Source organism: Amycolatopsis balhimycina FH 1894, assembly GCF_000384295.1.
Classification (GTDB): domain Bacteria; phylum Actinomycetota; class Actinomycetes; order Mycobacteriales; family Pseudonocardiaceae; genus Amycolatopsis; species Amycolatopsis balhimycina.
This window is the reverse complement of record NZ_KB913037.1, coordinates 5,404,062-5,419,496: the sequence shown is the minus strand read 5'-3', so window position 1 is coordinate 5,419,496 and position 15,435 is coordinate 5,404,062. Positions and strand designations below refer to the sequence as shown.

At 71.3% G+C, this 15,435-nt stretch carries 17 protein-coding genes; 7 read left to right on the top strand and 10 right to left on the bottom strand.

The features are described from left to right. The first annotated feature begins 84 nt into the window (after positions 1–84). Entirely contained in the window at positions 85–1,011 is a 927-nt protein-coding gene (locus tag A3CE_RS0124345; protein WP_020642726.1) for a LysR family transcriptional regulator, read from the top strand. Here the strand turns inward: A3CE_RS0124345 and A3CE_RS0124340 are convergent. Next, positions 978–2,003, bottom strand: a complete 1,026-nt coding sequence (locus A3CE_RS0124340; protein WP_020642725.1) for a hypothetical protein — start codon at positions 2,001–2,003, stop codon at positions 978–980. The genes A3CE_RS0124345 and A3CE_RS0124340 overlap by 34 nt on opposite strands. 154 nt (positions 2,004–2,157) lie before the next feature. Between A3CE_RS0124340 and A3CE_RS0124335 the strand changes: the two genes are divergently transcribed. Then, positions 2,158–2,952, top strand: coding sequence for a DUF2470 domain-containing protein (locus A3CE_RS0124335; protein ID WP_020642724.1), 795 nt, complete (start codon positions 2,158–2,160; stop codon positions 2,950–2,952). On the opposite strand, the gene A3CE_RS0124330 is transcribed toward A3CE_RS0124335, so the two are convergent. Next, entirely contained in the window at positions 2,944–3,405 is a 462-nt protein-coding gene (locus A3CE_RS0124330; RefSeq protein WP_020642723.1) for a PPOX class F420-dependent oxidoreductase, read from the bottom strand. The genes A3CE_RS0124335 and A3CE_RS0124330 overlap by 9 nt on opposite strands. A gap of 22 nt (positions 3,406–3,427) precedes the next feature. On the opposite strand from A3CE_RS0124330, the gene A3CE_RS0124325 reads away from it, so the two are divergent. From A3CE_RS0124325 to A3CE_RS0124315, 3 genes are all read left to right on the top strand, one after another. Further along, positions 3,428–4,240, top strand: coding sequence for a CPBP family intramembrane glutamic endopeptidase (locus A3CE_RS0124325; RefSeq protein ID WP_020642722.1), 813 nt, complete (start codon positions 3,428–3,430; stop codon positions 4,238–4,240). 40 nt (positions 4,241–4,280) lie between these two features. Beyond that, the gene (locus A3CE_RS0124320) at positions 4,281–5,465 is read left to right on the top strand and encodes an arginine deiminase (protein ID WP_020642721.1); all 1,185 of its coding nucleotides are present in this window, start codon (positions 4,281–4,283) and stop codon (positions 5,463–5,465) included. Between the two features lie 152 nt (positions 5,466–5,617). Then, entirely contained in the window at positions 5,618–6,172 is a 555-nt protein-coding gene (locus A3CE_RS0124315) for a ferritin (protein ID WP_020642720.1), read from the top strand. An 81-nt stretch (positions 6,173–6,253) separates the two neighbouring features. Here A3CE_RS0124315 and A3CE_RS0124310 read toward each other — a convergent pair whose 3' ends face one another. The 4 genes from A3CE_RS0124310 to A3CE_RS0124295 form a co-directional block, all read right to left on the bottom strand. Then, complete coding sequence (locus A3CE_RS0124310) at positions 6,254–7,078, bottom strand: hypothetical protein (RefSeq protein WP_020642719.1); 825 nt, start codon at positions 7,076–7,078, stop codon at positions 6,254–6,256. Continuing rightward, on the bottom strand, positions 7,075–7,587 hold the full coding sequence (locus tag A3CE_RS0124305; RefSeq protein WP_020642718.1) for a SigE family RNA polymerase sigma factor: 513 nt from the start codon (positions 7,585–7,587) through the stop codon (positions 7,075–7,077). Before A3CE_RS0124305 ends, A3CE_RS0124310 begins: the two co-directional genes overlap by 4 nt. A gap of 210 nt (positions 7,588–7,797) precedes the next feature. Next, positions 7,798–8,151: a DUF952 domain-containing protein gene (locus A3CE_RS0124300; RefSeq protein WP_020642717.1), complete on the bottom strand. Its 354-nt coding sequence runs from the start codon at positions 8,149–8,151 to the stop codon at positions 7,798–7,800. 129 nt (positions 8,152–8,280) lie between these two features. Continuing rightward, the gene (locus A3CE_RS0124295; protein ID WP_020642716.1) at positions 8,281–9,162 is read right to left on the bottom strand and encodes a DUF5926 family protein; all 882 of its coding nucleotides are present in this window, start codon (positions 9,160–9,162) and stop codon (positions 8,281–8,283) included. 53 nt (positions 9,163–9,215) lie between these two features. Between A3CE_RS0124295 and A3CE_RS0124290 the strand changes: the two genes are divergently transcribed. Next, complete coding sequence (locus A3CE_RS0124290) at positions 9,216–10,382, top strand: cytochrome P450 (RefSeq protein WP_020642715.1); 1,167 nt, start codon at positions 9,216–9,218, stop codon at positions 10,380–10,382. Positions 10,383–10,483: 101 nt separating this feature from the next. On the opposite strand, the gene mca is transcribed toward A3CE_RS0124290, so the two are convergent. Next, on the bottom strand, positions 10,484–11,320 hold the full coding sequence (gene mca, locus A3CE_RS0124285; protein ID WP_020642714.1) for a mycothiol conjugate amidase Mca: 837 nt from the start codon (positions 11,318–11,320) through the stop codon (positions 10,484–10,486). 117 nt (positions 11,321–11,437) lie between these two features. Between mca and A3CE_RS0124280 the strand changes: the two genes are divergently transcribed. After that, positions 11,438–12,034 carry a TetR/AcrR family transcriptional regulator gene (locus A3CE_RS0124280; RefSeq protein WP_020642713.1) on the top strand — a complete coding sequence of 199 codons (597 nt, stop codon included), beginning with the start codon at positions 11,438–11,440 and terminating at the stop codon, positions 12,032–12,034. Here A3CE_RS0124280 and A3CE_RS0124275 read toward each other — a convergent pair. From A3CE_RS0124275 to A3CE_RS0124265, 3 genes are all read right to left on the bottom strand, one after another. Continuing rightward, on the bottom strand, positions 12,031–13,047 hold the full coding sequence (locus A3CE_RS0124275) for a DUF4328 domain-containing protein (protein ID WP_020642712.1): 1,017 nt from the start codon (positions 13,045–13,047) through the stop codon (positions 12,031–12,033). The two genes, A3CE_RS0124280 and A3CE_RS0124275, sit on opposite strands and share 4 nt — an antisense overlap. Positions 13,048–13,049: 2 nt before the next feature. Then, entirely contained in the window at positions 13,050–13,409 is a 360-nt protein-coding gene (locus A3CE_RS0124270) for a rhodanese-like domain-containing protein (RefSeq protein WP_043791039.1), read from the bottom strand. Between the two features lie 222 nt (positions 13,410–13,631). Beyond that, entirely contained in the window at positions 13,632–15,422 is a 1,791-nt protein-coding gene (locus A3CE_RS0124265; protein WP_020642710.1) for a sodium/solute symporter, read from the bottom strand. Positions 15,423–15,435 lie beyond the last annotated feature (13 nt).

The following is a 15,435-nucleotide window of genomic DNA, read 5'->3' as shown; positions in this document are numbered from 1 at the left end:
CAAAGCCGGGAACGGCCGCGCGGGGCAAACAACCGACGCGGCGGCGAGCCACAACGCCGCGTTGTGAATCTAGAGTCGGTCGCCGTGGACCTCGATGCCGTGCGCACCTTCGTCGCCGTCGTGGAGGCGGGCCGGTTCCAGGACGCCGCCACCGACCTGTCGATCACGCAGCAAGCCGTCTCGAAGCGCATTGCCGCGCTGGAGAAGTCGCTCGGGGTGCGGCTGTTCACGCGCACCGCCCGCGGCGCCGTGCTCACCGGGGACGGCGCGGCCTTCCTGCCGCACGCCCGCGAGCTGCTGTCGGCCGAACTGCGAGCGCTCGCGTCGGTGCGCACCGGGCCGCTCCGGGTCGACGTCATCGGCCGGCGGCTGTGCCCGGCCACGTTGCTGCGCGGATTCCACGAGGCGCACCCGGACATCGCGCTGGAGGTCGCGACGCTCTTCGACACCGCGATCGCCGCGATCCGGGACGGCTCGATCGATGCGTCGTTCCGCGCGGTCGTCGCGCTACCCGAGGACCTCGATGCCCAGTGGGTGCTCGACGAGCCGATCCAGCTGTTGTGCGGACCCGTGCACCCGCTGGCCGAATCGCGCTCGGTGGCTCCGGCCGAGCTGGCCGGGCATCGGATCTGGATGCCCGGGGTAGTGCCCGGAACCGAGTGGGGCGCGTACTACGCCGAGTTCGCGGCCGCGTTCGGCCTGGGGATCGACGCGGCCGGACCGAACTTCGGTACCGAGGTGGTGCTGGACACGATCGCGGCGTCGCCGGAGGTGGCGACCCTGGTCGGGGCGGGTAGCCGGGTGTTGTGGCCGCCCGGGTACGACCTGCGGCGCGTGCCGATCGAAGAGCCCGTGCCGGTGTACCCGCATTCGCTGGTGTGGCGGCGGGGCAACGCGCACCCCGGGCTCACCGCGCTTCGGCGCCACCTCGCGAAAAGCGACCGCGTCGCCGGCGCATGGCGGCCGAGCTGGGCCGCTCAGCCGAGCCAGACCGTGCCCAGCACCGGGTAACCGGGCACGCCCGTCTTCGCGGCTCCCGGCCTCGGCGCTCCCGCGATCCACAGCCGTCCGGTGGCGGCGATGTTGGCGGCCATCGACGGGTCCGCCTTCGGCAGCCGGAAGCGGACCACGCGGCCGTCGGCCAGCATGGTCAGCCCGCTCAGCCGGGCGAAACCGCGGCGGCTCATCCGGACCGGGCCGTCGAGCACCGCGCGCAGCTCCGTCCAGTGGTCGGCCGGCAGGGGGCGGTAGTGGGCGAACGAGCGCAGCACGGCCGCGAGCGCGCCCAGCAGCGCGCCGGCCCCGAACGGCCACGCGGCCCAGCCCACCACCGGGAAGCCGAGCGCCACCCACGCCGCGAACCCGGCCAGGAGCAGCAGGAACGCCGCCGTCGCCCGCAGGTCGCGGGCGAGCTGGCGGCGGTGCGCGGTCACGACGGGGTCGAGCCTCGGTGAACCGGACCCGGCGGGTTCCGGCACCGGCATCGCGCCCGGCGGCGGCGCGTCGTGGATGCGGGCGCGGCGGACCCGCACCAGGCCGGAGAGGCCGACGAACACCTTCGGGCCCCGCCCCAGCAGCCAGACCCGCCGGTGCCCGGCCACCAGCAGCCGGTGCGCTTCGTCGAGCCGGACGCGCAGCCACCGGCCGTCCGGCAGGCGCACGCCGACCGTCCGCCCGGCCGCGACCAGGCCGTCGGCGGTGATGTCCACCCTCCGGAACGCTTCCCGCTTCAGCCGCGTCTCGGGCACGTGGGCGTACGCGCGGTACTGCCACCACGCCTCGATCGAGCCGGCCAGCGCGAACGTGCCGACCGGCAGGGCGACCCCCGCGCCGGCGACGAACTGGGCGACCCCGAACACCAGGAAGAACCCGGCCACCAGCCGCCGGTTCGCGGTGTCGCCGAGGCGGTCGAGGTACTCGCCGAAGATCGGCAGTGCCCCGGACGGCATGGCGGGGTCGAGCTCGAACGCGCGCACGCGTTCGGGAAGCGGGACGATCGGCACGCTGAGCCCCCACCCGGGTCGGCACTGATACCCGCCTTTTCGATGAACTGGGCACCGGCGTTACCGGATGCTCCGATCAGCGGAAGCGAAGTGACCGCCACGACTATCCAGACCGCGCGATTCAGGTTAGGCTCACCTAAGTAGGAGGTGAGCCGTGACCGAGGCACCCACATCGATCCGCCGCCCGCCGGCGCCGAACCCCGCCGAGCGCGCCAAGACGATCGCGACCCGCAACGGCCCCGCGTCGTTGCTGCCGACCTGCGACCGCGCCGACCTGGGCGGCGAGCGGGTCGTCCCGGTCCTGCACCACGTGCACGCCAGCGGCAGCGTCAGCGTGCTGCTGCCCGACGGCCATTCGATGGTCCACGCGGCGAAGCAGACCCAGCGCGGCGAGCTGGCCGTGATGGTCGAGCTCGCCGACCAGGCCCCGGTCGACCTGCGGGAGCCGATCCGCGGGCTGCTGTGGATCACCGGCTGGCTGCGGCCGCTCTCGCCGGAGTCGGCACGCGCGCGGGCCGTGGCGATCGCCGAGACGCGGCCGGACGAGCGGCTCCTCGACGTCGGCCACGGCGTGACGTTGCTGCGGCTCACCCCGGCGTCGCTCGTGCTCGCCGACGCCGAAGGCACGCATTCGCTGCGGCCGCACACGTTCAGCGCCGCGCCGCCCGACCCGTTCCACGACTACGAGGCCCAGTGGCTGCGCCACCTGGAGAGCGACCACTCCGACGTCGTCGAGCAGCTGGCCAAGCACCTGCCCGCGGAGCTGCGCGGCGGCCGGATCCGCCCGCTCGGGCTCGACCGGTTCGGGCTGCGGCTGCGCGTCGAGGCCGACGCGGGCGACCACGACGTCCGGCTGGCGTTTTCGAAGTCCGTCGACAGCCCGCCGCAGCTCGCGGCGGAGCTGCGGCGGCTGGTCGGCTGCCCGTTCCTGCGCGGGGCGTCAGGCTAGTTCGGCCGGGAACCCGCCCTTGGCGATCGGGCCCCAGCTCTCGACGGTGACGCGGATGATGCTCTTGCCCTGCTTGACCATGGCCTCGCGGTATTCGTCCCAGTCCGGGTGTTCGCCCGAAATGCTGCGGAAGTACTCCACGAGCGGCTCGACGGAATCCGGGATGTCCAGCACCTCGGCGGTGCCGTTCAGCTGCACCCACTGGTCGTTCCACTCGTCGGACAGGATGCAGGCCGAGACCTTCGGGTTGCGCTTGACGTTCACGACCTTCGCGCGCTTCGGGTAGGTCGAGACGACCAGCCTGCCCTCGGCGTCGACACCGCACGTGACCGGCGAAAGCTGCGGGCCGCCGTCGGCCTTCGTGGTCAGCAGGATCGCGCGGTGGCGGGTGGACAGGAACTCGACCAGCGCGGCACGGTCGACGGTTTCGTTGGTGGCGATGCTCCTCGGCATACCCCGAAGGTAGCGTGCGGTCATGACGTTCACCGCGCGATCGTGGCTGGCGCCGGCCCGCCCCGAGTTCCCCGGGACGATCGAGGACCCCACCGAGCGCCGCGCGGTCAAGCTCGAGCTGCTGATCGTCTTCGGGATCACGCTCGGGATGTCCGGCGTGCGCAGCCTGTTGTCCCTTGTGGACTCGCTGCTGCAGCCGGTGCCCCTGGCCCAGCAGCAGACGCAGCTCAACGTGCCGCAGGCCGCGGCGAGCCTGATCGACCTGCTCAAGCAGCTGCTGTCGGCCGCGCAGCTGGTCGGCTGGGGCGCGCTCGGGCTGTACCTGCTGTGGCGGGCGGGCGTCAAGATCACGCAGGTCGGGCTGGACCGCCGGGCGCCGGGCCGGGACGCGCTGCTGACCGTCGTGCTCGCCGCGCTGATCGGGATTCCCGGCCTGGCGTTGTACTTCATCTCCTACCACCTGGGGTTCAGCCTGGCGGTGCAACCGTCCACTTTGGGCGACACCTGGTGGCGGCCGATCTCGCTCACGCTCTCGGCGTTCGGCAACGCCTTCGCCGAAGAAGTCCTGGTCATCGGCTATCTGCTGACGCGGCTGCGGCAGCTCGGCGTCCGGGAGAACAACGCCGTGTTCGGCGCCGCCGTGCTGCGCGGGTCGTACCACCTCTACCAGGGGTTCGGCGGGTTCGTCGGGAACTTCCTCATGGGCCTGGTGTTCGGACGGCTGTGGCAGAAGACCAACCGGCTGTGGCCGCTAGTGGCCGCGCACACGCTGTTCGACTTCGTGTCGTTCGTCGGGTATTCGCTGCTCAAGGGTCACGTTTCCTGGTTGCCCTGAGTACGCTCGGCGGGTGATCGACGAAACGGCACCTCCCCGGGTGGACAGCGAAGTCGGACCTCTGCGCGCGGTGCTGCTGCACCGGCCCGGCAACGAGCTCAAAAGGCTGACGCCCCGCAACAACGACCAGCTGCTGTTCGACTCGATCCCGTGGGTCGACCGGGCGCAGGCCGAACACGACGCGTTCGCCGAGGTGCTGCGCAGCCGCGGCGTCGAGGTCCTGCTGCTGGCCGACACACTGCGGACGGCGCTGGACGACAACCGGGCGCACGCGGCGGGCGTGCACGCGGCGGTCGACGACCGGCGGCTGGGCGGCGACCTGGCCGACTCACTGCGTTCACACCTCTCCGGCCTCGACGCGGCCGGCCTCGCCGAGGTTCTGATGGCCGGGATGACGTTCGAGGAGCTGCCGTCCGCGGAGGGCGCGTCGCTGGTGCGGATGATGAACCACCCGCACGACTTCGCCGTCGACCCGCTGCCGAACCTGCTGTTCACCCGCGACTCGTCGGTGTGGATCGGCGACCGGGTGGCGATTTCGTCGCTGACCATGCCCGCGCGCCGGCGCGAAACCGCGGTCCTCGACCTCATCTACGCCTACCACCCGCAGTTCCGCCACGCCGCCCGCGCGTACGGCGCGCATTCCGCGCCGATCGAAGGCGGCGACGTGATGCTGCTGGCGCCGGGCGTGCTCGCCATCGGCGTCGGCGAGCGGACCACGGCGGCCGGCGCCGAGTCGCTCGCCCGGTCGGTGTTCGCCGACGGCATCGCGCACACCGTGCTCGCGGTGCCGATCGAGCAGTCCCGCGCGACCATGCACCTGGACACGGTGTGCACGATGGTCGACGCCGACGCGGTGGTGATGTACCCGCTGGCGCGCGACTCGCTGACGGCGTTCACCCTCCGCCCGACCGGCGACGGCGGCGTGAAGGTCGCGGGCCCGGCGCCGTTCCTGGTGGCCGCGGCCGAGGCGATGGAGATCGACCGGCTGCGCGTCATCGACACCGGGCTCGACCCGGTGACGGCCGAACGCGAGCAGTGGGACGACGGCAACAACACCCTCGCCCTGGCCCCCGGCGTCGTCGTCGGCTACGAGCGGAACGTCGAGACCAACGAGCGGCTCGAAGCGGCCGGCATCGAGGTGCTGCCGATCGCGGGCTCCGAGCTGGGATCCGGCCGGGGCGGGCCGCGCTGCATGTCGTGCCCGGTTCGTCGCGATCCGTTGTGACAAATGAAGTAAGCCTTCCCTAAAATAGCGCGTCGTTTTAGGGAAGGCTTACTTCATTTAGGCGAGTCTTCTTTAGGAATGGTAACCCTAATAGGGGCAAGATCACCACCACGAAGTGGCATTCGATCCTTTACTGACGTATCTTCTTGGACATGGCCCTCACCAAGAAGAAAGAACCGCGCTCGAAGTTCTTCGAACTGCTGCAGGCGCAGATCCACAACGAGTTCAACGCGTCCCAGCAGTACATCGCGCTCGCGGTGTGGTTCGACGCCGAGGACCTGCCGCAGCTGGCGAAGCACTTCTACAAGCAGTCGGTCGAAGAGCGCAACCACGCGATGGCGCTCGTGCAGTACATGCTCGACCGCGACCACCACGTCGAGATCCCCGGCACCGGGGAGGTGCGCAACGACTTCTCCGGCGTCACCGAGGTCATCGAGCTCGCGCTCGAGCAGGAGAAGGAGGTCGCCGCCGACATCTCCGCGATGGCCAAGGCCGCCCGTGCCGAAGAGGACTACATCAGCGAGCAGTTCACGCAGTGGTTCCTCAAGGAGCAGGTCGAAGAGATCTCGCAGATGAACACGCTGCTGAACGTCGTCAAGCGGGCGAACGGCAACCTGTTCGAGGTCGAGAACCACCTGTACCGCGAGTCCGTCGGCGACAGCGGCACCGACTCCCAGATGCCGCCGGTGGCCGGCGGCAAGCTCTGATTCTCGAAACCCGTCTCGAAAAACAGAAAACCCGGGCTCTCCCCCTGTGGACAGCCCGGGTTTTCCGTGTGCGACCGGCACTCAGCCGGCGCAGTCCTGGTTGGCGCTCATCAGGCTCGTCTGCACGACCCCGGTCTCGCCGAGCTTGAAGTGGTACTCGGCGGCGGCGCTCGCCGGGGCGACGACGCCACCGGTCTCGGCCTTGGCCGTGGGGTAAGCGGCGAGCACCTGGTCCTTGGTGGCGCCGGCGCCGATGCCTTCGGCGGTGTGCGCGACCACGTCCGGGGTCACGACGACCAGCCCGGCCGCCTTCGAAATGACGACGCTCGCGGAGGCGGGCAGGCCACTGCCCTGTGCCTTGTAGACGGTGCAGTTCGCGCCGGCCTCCGGGGCGCTGAGCGCGACGGCCTGGGCGGTCACCTCGGCCTCGGACATGCCGAGCTTGAGCTTGCCGAAGCCGTCGGCCGCGAGCAGCGGCCCGGTCGCCACCGCGGGGAGCGTGGACGGCTTCTGGTCGGCCGAGGCCCGCGGCGGATGCGGCGTCGGCGAATCCGGCGGCGCGGAGACCTGGATGCTCTGGGTGCTGGTCGGCGCGGGCGTCGACGGCTCCGGCGGGCGGCCGGCCGTGAGGTTCTCGGGCGGTTTGACGCTGCTCTCGGTCCCGCCGGCGGTCATCACCGCGGTGCCGTCTTCGGAGTGGAGCCGGATCATGGTCAGCCCACCCGAGACGGCGACCACGGCCGCCGCGACCCCCGCCACGGCCTGCACGGCGTGGCGACGCCGACGGCGACGACGCGCACCGGCGACGATGACCGTCCCCGCGTCGGGCGGCGGCGGCAAGTCGAGCCGCTCGTCGGCGAACAGCGCGCGCAGGCGCTGCTCCAGTTCGTCCTCGGAGATGTTCAACCCGCACCACTCCCTTCGCCTCCGCCGTCGTCCGGCTTCAACTTCAGCCGCAACGACGTGATCGCCTTGCTGGCCTGGCTCTTGACAGTCCCCTGCGTGACGCCGAGGGCACTGGCGATCTCCGCTTCCGAGAGACCTTCGTAGTAACGCAGCACCATCACGGCCCGTTGCCTCGGCGGCAACGTTCGTAACGCGCACCACAGCGGCTCGTGCTCGAACGGGTCGGCCGGAAGGTGCGGACTGGTGTCCGGCAGATCGGCGACCAGGTTCTCGCGACGCGTGCGACGCCAGCGGCTGACGTGCGCGTTCGCCATCGACCGGCGGACGTAGGCCAGCGGGTCACCGGTCTTATCGTGCACGTAGGACCAGCGCGAACCGATCTTCTCGAGCACGGTCTGCACCAGGTCCGCCGCGTCGTGCGGATTGCCGGTGAGCGCGTGCCCGTACCGCAGCAACCCCGGCAGCGTGGCCTGGACGAAGTCCCCGAAGTCGACGAACTCGCCCGGCAACGTCGCGGCCCTCCCTCGGCCAGCGCTGGTCACCCAGGTATCTCCCCCGGTGAAGACGGGTGCCGCAGCGGTCACCGTATCGCCTCCCATCGGGGTCGGGTAGCCAGAAGCCGAGTCGCCTTCCTCCCCAACACGCATCACAGCCCCCTCAGGTTGCCCGCGTTCCCGGCCGAATCGTCAGACGTTCGACCGGGTGCCGAGTTGCCCACCTCAGCGGTGTGCGAGCGAGGCCGGCAGCCGGAAACCGCCGCCGTCCGTCTCGCGGAACTCGTGCACGCCGACGACCGCGGCACGCGGGATCGGGCCGTACACGTGCGGAAACCGGATCCCGGCGGGGTGCGGCGGCGCGCCGTCTTCCCACCGTACCGGCGCCCCGACCGTGGCCGGGTCGATTTCGAGCAGCACCAGGTCGGTCCGGCCCCGGTAGAGCGCGTCGGCCGGGAGGTGCGCCGTCCCGAAGTCGGAACAGTGCACGAACCCGGCTTCCCCCAGCGACGGCGGCCGATACTCGCCGTCCTGTCCCACTTCGGCCCAGTCGGCCGCCCCGCAGATGTGGAGTATCACGCCGAGAATCGTCCCACCGGCACGATCCGGCGGCGGTGTCTCGTGCGCCACATAATGCCTGGTTGAACGCTCATCCAGCGGTGGCGGACCACCGGTTCGCACCGGTGGTCCGGCGCTCGCTCCCCGCGGTCAGCGCAGGGTGAGCTGACGGCCGATGAGGCCGTCACGAGCGCGGCGCTCAGCGGCGTTCAGCGGCTCGTCGTCGAGCGACTTCAACGCCGTCTCGAGGCGGGCGCCGAGGGCGTCCTTCGCCTCCGCCCACTCGCGGGCGTGGGCCTCGGGGTCGAGGTCCCAGACCGGGACCAGCAGGCCGTGCGCCCGGAACGAACCCGCGTAGCGCGAGCCCTCGCCGAGGCCGATCTCGCCGGCCGCGGACAGCCGGGCCAGGGCCTGGAGCAGCAGGTTCTCCTGCTCCGGACGGACCCAGCGCAGGTGCGCCTTCTCGCCGGCGAGGACCCAGTAGGCGCCCGAGCCGAGCCGTTCGGTGGGCATGATCGCGGCGTTCGCGCGCTCGAGCGACACCGCGACATCACCGGTGGCGTCGGCGTCCTCCGGCAGCCACCAGGCGAAGTCCTGGTGCAGCGTGACGTCGAGCTCGGCACCCGGCGTCAGCAGGTCCTGGAGGCGGGCGTGCTCGTCGGCGGACGGCGGGGTGGTGGTGTCCGGCACGCCGAGGACGTCGCCCTCCTTGGCGTCCAGCAGCCACTTCAGCGACCGGCCGAGGTCACGGCTGATGTCCGACGAGCGGGTCTGCACCTGCAGGCCGAGGTAGCGCTCACCGTCCGAACGGACGAACGCGGCCGCCGCCATCGGCAGCACGGTGCCGAGAGTGACGTCGCCGCCGTCGGCGAGGGTCAGCTTGGCCGTCGCGGACGGCACGAACTCACGCAGCGCGATCAGCTCAGGCTCCGCCGCCAGCCCTTCGAACGGCTGGCCGACGAAGACGTCGCGCACCTTCGGCTTGCGGTCCGTCGCCTGCTTGGGACCCTTCTTGCGCGCGCCCTTGCCCACTGCTGCCTCCTCTGGCTCGGCTTGAGACGCTATCGAAGGGTTACCCTCGCGACGTGTTCGACCCCCGCGATCCCGCCTTCCTCGAAGATCCGTACCCGGCGTTCGCCGCGCTCCACTCGAAGGGCGACGTCCATTTCCACGACGGGCTGGGCCTCGCCATCGCGGTATCGCACGCCGCGTCGTCGGCGGTCCTGCGCCACCGCGGACTGGGCCGGATCTGGCAGGACGCCCAGCCGCTCGAACGGTTCGCCTCGTTCAACCTCCTCCACCGCAACTCGCTCCTGGAGAACGAGCCGCCGGCACACACCCGGCTGCGCCGCCTGATCGCGGGCGCGTTCGGCCGCGGCCACGTGCAGCGGCTGCGTCCGATGGTCGCGATGCTCGCCACCCGGATGGTCGACGACCTGGCGGCCGCGATCGCCGCCGACGGCAGCGCGGATCTGCTGGCGCACCTGGCCCAGCCGCTACCAGTCGCGGTGATCGCCGAGCTGCTCGGCGTGCCCGCGACGGACGGACCGCGGATGGTCCAGCTGTCCAACGCCATCGTCAAGATGTACGAGTTCGGCCTTTCCGAGGACGGACGCGACGCCGCCGAGCGGGCAGCCGCCGAGTTCGTTTCGTACGTCCGCTCGGTCGCCTCGGCCCGCGCGGACTCTCCGGGGGACGACATCATCAGCGACCTCCTCCGCAGCGAGCTGACGCCCGACGAGCTGGTGGCCACCGCCGTGCTGCTGCTGATGGCCGGCCACGAAGCGACGGTCAACGTGCTCGGCAACGGCATCACGGCCCTGCTCACGCACCGGGACCAGTGGGAGCGTCTGCTGGCCTCACCTGCCCTCCTGGATTCGTGTGTCGAGGAGCTGATTCGCTTCGACGCGCCCCTGCAGCTGTTCGAGCGGACGGCGACCGAGGACGTGTCGATCTGTGGACATGTCGTCGAACGCGGGCAGAAGATCGGCGCGCTGCTGGGTGCCGCGGCCCGCGACCCGCAGGTGTTCGACGAGCCGGACCGCCTGGACATCGGCCGGACGCCGAACGCCCATCTCGGGTTCGGCCTCGGGATTCACTACTGCGTGGGTGCTCCTCTCGCTCGGGTGGAGATCGCCGCCGCGTTGAGCGCGTTGGTGGAGAAACTGCCGGGACTGCGGTTGGCCGAGACCCCGCGGCGACGACCGGAGTTCGTGATCCGCGGCTTGCGAGAGCTTCGGGTCACGGTGTGACGGTGTCTCGTCGTGATCCGGGGCGGATCTCGCGTGGCCGGAAGCGGATCTCGCGTGATTGGAGGCGGAACTCGCGTGATTGGAGGCGGATCTCGGGGGGGTCATGGGGTTACTCCGGTGAAGAGGTCTTCTTCGAGGTCGGGGCCTGGGGTGGGGTGGGCCAGGTGGTAGTCCTCGTAGGGCCAGACCTGGCGCTCGATTTCGCGTGAGTGGGCGAAGAACGGGTGGGCCGGGTCGGTCTGGGTTTCGTGGGCCAGGAGGGCTTGGTCGCGGGTGGCGAAGTGGGACTCGCAGCGGATTCGGGTGGTGATCGCGAGGGTTTCCCCGGTGGGGAGTTCGTCCAGGACCGGGCCCATCGCCGACTCGAGGCCGGCGGCCAGGGTGGCTTCGTGCAGGGTGTTGAACCAGGCCCGGCTCAAAACCGCTTGGTAGTACAGCTTTTGTGGTCGCCATGGGTCGCCGGTGCCCGGGTAGCGGGCGTTCTCGGCGGCCGCCGAGAACGCTTCGATCGTCACCTCGTGGGTGCGGATGTGGTCCGGGTGGGGGTAGCCGCCGCTTTCGTCGTACGTGATCACGACGTGCGGACGGAACTCCCGGATGAGGGCCACGAGCGGAGCGGCGGCTTCTTCCAGTGGAAGGGCCGCGAAGCACGCTGCGGGCAATGGCTCGCGCAGGCCGGAGTCGACCAGGCCGAGGAAACGCTGGCGCACGCCGAGGATCCCGGCCGCGACGGCCATTTCCCGGCGGCGGGCCGCCGGCAGGTCGGCGCGGGTTTCCGCGGTGTCGGCGGCCGGGTTGAGGACGTCACCGCGTTCACCGCCCGTGCAGGTGGCAACGAGGACATCGACGCCTTCGGCGGCGTAGCGCGCCAAAGTGGCCGCGCCCTTGCTGGACTCGTCGTCGGGGTGGGCGTGGACGCTCAGGAGGCGAAGGGTCATCAGATGCTCCTCGGACGGAAGAAAGCCTCAACAAGTCATTAGGTCGAACCTCAGATTAGGTCGGACCCACTCACTGGGTCAAGCACAATCTTGGGTTCGACCCAGTAGAGTGACGACATGAGCGAGGGACTCCGGGCCCAGAAGAAGCACGAGACCAGGAAGACCATCTCCGACGTCGCGACGCGGCTGTTCATCCGCGACGGCTTCGAGGACGTGACGATCGCCGAGATCGCCACCGAGGCGCGGGTGGCCAAGATGACCGTGACGAACCACTTCCCCCGCAAGGAAGACCTGGTCTTCGACATCCGCGCGGACTTCACGTCCTGGCCGTCGTCGCTGATCCACGACAGCGTCTTCCACGACACTCGCGAGCTCTACTTCGAAGCGCTGGACGCCCAGCACGCGCTGGCCGGCTTCTCGGGACGGGGCTTCGCGCGGATGATCAAGCAGAGCCCGGTCCTGACGAACGCGCTGCACGAACTGCACCGCGAGCGCGAAGCGAACCTCTCGGGCCTCCTGACCGCGCGCCACCCCGGCGACGGCCTCCGGCCCGTGCTCGCCGCCGCGCACCTCACGACGCTGCTGCGGGTGCTCTTCGACGACGTCTTCGACCGGACGATCGCCGACCAGCCCAAGGAAGCGATCGTGGACGCCGTGTGGCCCGTCGCGGAACAGGCCTTCGACCAGCTCGAACCGGCCTTCGGCGGGTACTAGCGCGCCGCGCCGGCCGGCCGCTCGGGGCGCAGCTCCGGCTCGGGCGCGCCCTCGACCTTCACCACGCGCATCTCGCGCACGGCCCGGGCGTCCGACGGCGCCAGCAGCGCCGAAAACCGCCGGACCACCATCGCCGTCACGACGGCGAGCGCGGCCGCGGAGAGGTCGGTGACGGCGACCAGGACGACGCTGTCCGCCATCGACTGCACGTCGTCGCGGAAGCGCCAGCCGATCGACGCGCCGAGCAGGACCCAGTTCAGCAGCCAAGCGCCCCACCACACCAGCACCTGGCGCGACGGCTTCGGCCGGACGTCACGCGGGCGGCTCAGCACCGCGTGCTCCAGCTCGCCGACGACGGACAGCGCCAGCGGCAGGTTCGCCACCGGCACGAGGAGGCCGACCAGCACCTGCCACACCGGCCGCGGCGGGTCTTCGCCCGAGACGTCCGCCGCCGCCTGGCGGGCGACCAGCAGCCACCAGAGCGACAAGCCGGCCGGCAGCAGCGCGAGGATCGAGGCCAGCAGCCCGGCGGTGACCACGAACCCGTCGGAGAACGCCACCACCGAGCGGGACAGCGCGGAGTCACGGCCCTGGACGAGCAGCACGTACCGCCAGAGCTCCGCGCCGGCGGCGGCCACGGCGAGCACGGCGAACGCGAAGAGGACGGCGACCAGGCTGCGGCTGAGCACCGGCACCCGGTCGATCGGGCGGATCTCGTCGGACGCCGTGCCGGGCACCGACGTCGGGCGCCGCCAGACCAGGCTGGGGAATCCCCAGCGGGGCGGCACCGGGTACGACGGCGGCCCGGAGTACCGCTCGGGCACCACCACCCGGCGCCGCGGCCACGCACCGGGCGGCGGGGTCGCCACCCAGCGCAGCTTCGGCCGGTGGACCGGACGGCGGTGGTAGGGGTACGGCTCCGGCTGGGCGGCCAGCGTCCGGCCCTGCAGCTGCTGCGCGGTGGGGGGCGGAGTCTGGCGCGGCCAGTACCCAGGAGGCGGACCCGGCTGCAAGGCTAGATCACTTCGGGTTCGATGCCGGGGTGCTCGCCGACCATCGGACGGCCTTCGCGCTGCCACGCGCCCATGCCGCCGGCGACGTTCACCGCGTCCCAGCCGCTCTGGTTGAGCCATGCGGCCGCCCGCGCGGACCGGCCGCCGCTGCGGCAGATCACGTGGATCGGCTGGTCGTCGGGCAGGTCCGCCAGCTCGCCGACGCGGGCCGGGAGTTCCCCCATCGGGATGTGCACCGCGCCGGGGGCGTGCCCGGCGGCCCACTCGTCGTCTTCGCGGACATCGAGCAGCACGAGGCCGTCCTTGGGCAGGTCGCGGACCTCGGCGGTCGGCAGTTCAGCAGGGCTCACCACGATCTCCATGCTGCCATGCGGGGGCGTAGCCCGCGCGTGAGGTGGACGGATCGGGCGGAAGCGCCCGCTCGCACCGAACCGGCGCGGAACCGGGCAGCACGCGTGATCGGAGGGTCGACACGCGTGATCGGGGAGTCGACACGCGTGATTGGGGGGTCGACACGACGAGGGCCTTCCGGAGTTCGGGAGGCCCCCCATCGGGTAAAGAATTTCTGACCGGCGGTCAGTAGCTCACTTGCGGTGGCGGCCGCGCCCGGCGATCCGTGCCTTTTCCTCGGCCTGGCCGAACCGCGCGACGGCCCTGTCCCGCATGAAGCCGAGCGGGTCGGGCGCGTGCAGCCGCAGCATGATGTCGTGGACGTGCTCCGGGCGGCCGTACCCGGTCACGCGGCTGACGAGGTAGGTGGTCACGAAGGCGGCCGGGACCGTGATCAGCGCGGGCTGGTTGACGAACCAGGGCGCCCAGTCGCCGGTGTAGCCGCTCACGACGTCGAGCACGAGCGCGGTCAGCACCAGGCCGCCGCCGGCGAACATCCCGGCCAGCGCGCCGGGCCAGGACAGCTTGCGCCACCAGATGCCCAGCACCAGCAGCGGGCTGAACGTCGACGCGGCGAGCGCGAACGTCAGCCCGATCGACAGCGAGATGTCCTCCGGTCGCAGCACGACCGCCAGCGCGATCGGGAACAGCGCGACCAGCCCGGCCGCCACACGGAAGTCCCGCACCCGGCCGGGCAGCAGGTCGGTCGACACGACCCCGGCGACGCTCACCAGCAGCCCGGAGGTGCTGGAGAGGAACGCCGAGAAAGCGCCGGCCGCGGTGACCGCGCCGAGGAGCTGCCCACCGACCCCGGGGAGGATCGCCGTGGGCAGCTGCAGGATCGCCGCGTCCGTCTTGCCGGTGACCAGCAGCTCCGGGACGTACATCCGGGACAGCGCGCCCAGCAGCGTCGGGAACAGGTAGAACAGCCCCAGCAGCAGCAGGACGTGCACGGTGGTCCGGCGCGCGGCCTTCCCGTCGGGGTTGGTGTAGAAGCGGACCAGCACGTGCGGCAGGCCCATCGTGCCGAGGAACGTCGCGAACATCAGCGAGTACGTCTGGAGCAGGTCGGTGAGGCTGCCCGAGCCCGGGTGCAGCCAGTTCGCGTTGTCCGCGTTCGCGTCGCTGACCACCGGCACCGGCGTGCCTGCCATGAACTTCAGCTTGGTGCCTTCGGAAACCGTGTGGGGCGCCAGCGGCGTCCAGTGCGTCGGCCCGGCCGCCGGGCCGTTGTCGGTGCGGCCGTAGGCGTAGAGGTACGTGTCGGACGTGACGTGCAGCGTGACGTCGGTCTGCACGTTCACCGTGGTGTCGCTGACGAACACCGGCGGGGCGGGCGAGCCGAGCGGCCGGAACCCGTCCGGGCCGCCGCCGGTGAAGAAGACCATGCACAGCACGAACGCGGGCACCGAGATCGCGAACAGCTTGATCCAGTACTGGAACGCCTGGACGACGGTGATCGCGCGCATGCCGCCGGAGATCACGTTGAACGCCACGAGGACCATGACCACGATGGCGCCCGCCCACCCCGGCACGGGCAGGATCGTCGCGAGGGTCAGGCCGGCGCCCTGCAGCTGCGGGGCCATGTACAGGATCCCGATGAACACGACGAACGCCGTGGAGAACCGGCGCAGGCCCGTCGAGCCGAGCCGCATTTCGACGAAGTCGGGCAGCGTGTACGCGCCGGACCGGCGCAGCGGCGCCGCCACGAAGAGCATCAGCGCGAGGTAGCCCGCGGTGAAGCCGATCGGGAACCACAGCGCGTCGGCGCCGTCCTTGAGGACGACCCCGGCGATGCCCAGGAACGACGCCGCCGACAGGTACTCGCCCGAGATGGCGGCGGCGTTGCGACGCGAGCGCACGGTGCGCCGGGCGACGAGGAAGTCGTGCGTGCTCGTCGCCGACCGCGAGGAGCGGTGACCGAGGTAGGGCGTCACCACGGCGACCAGCACGATGCCGGTCAAAGCCCACGGGTTCAGCTGCACGGGAGGAATCCTC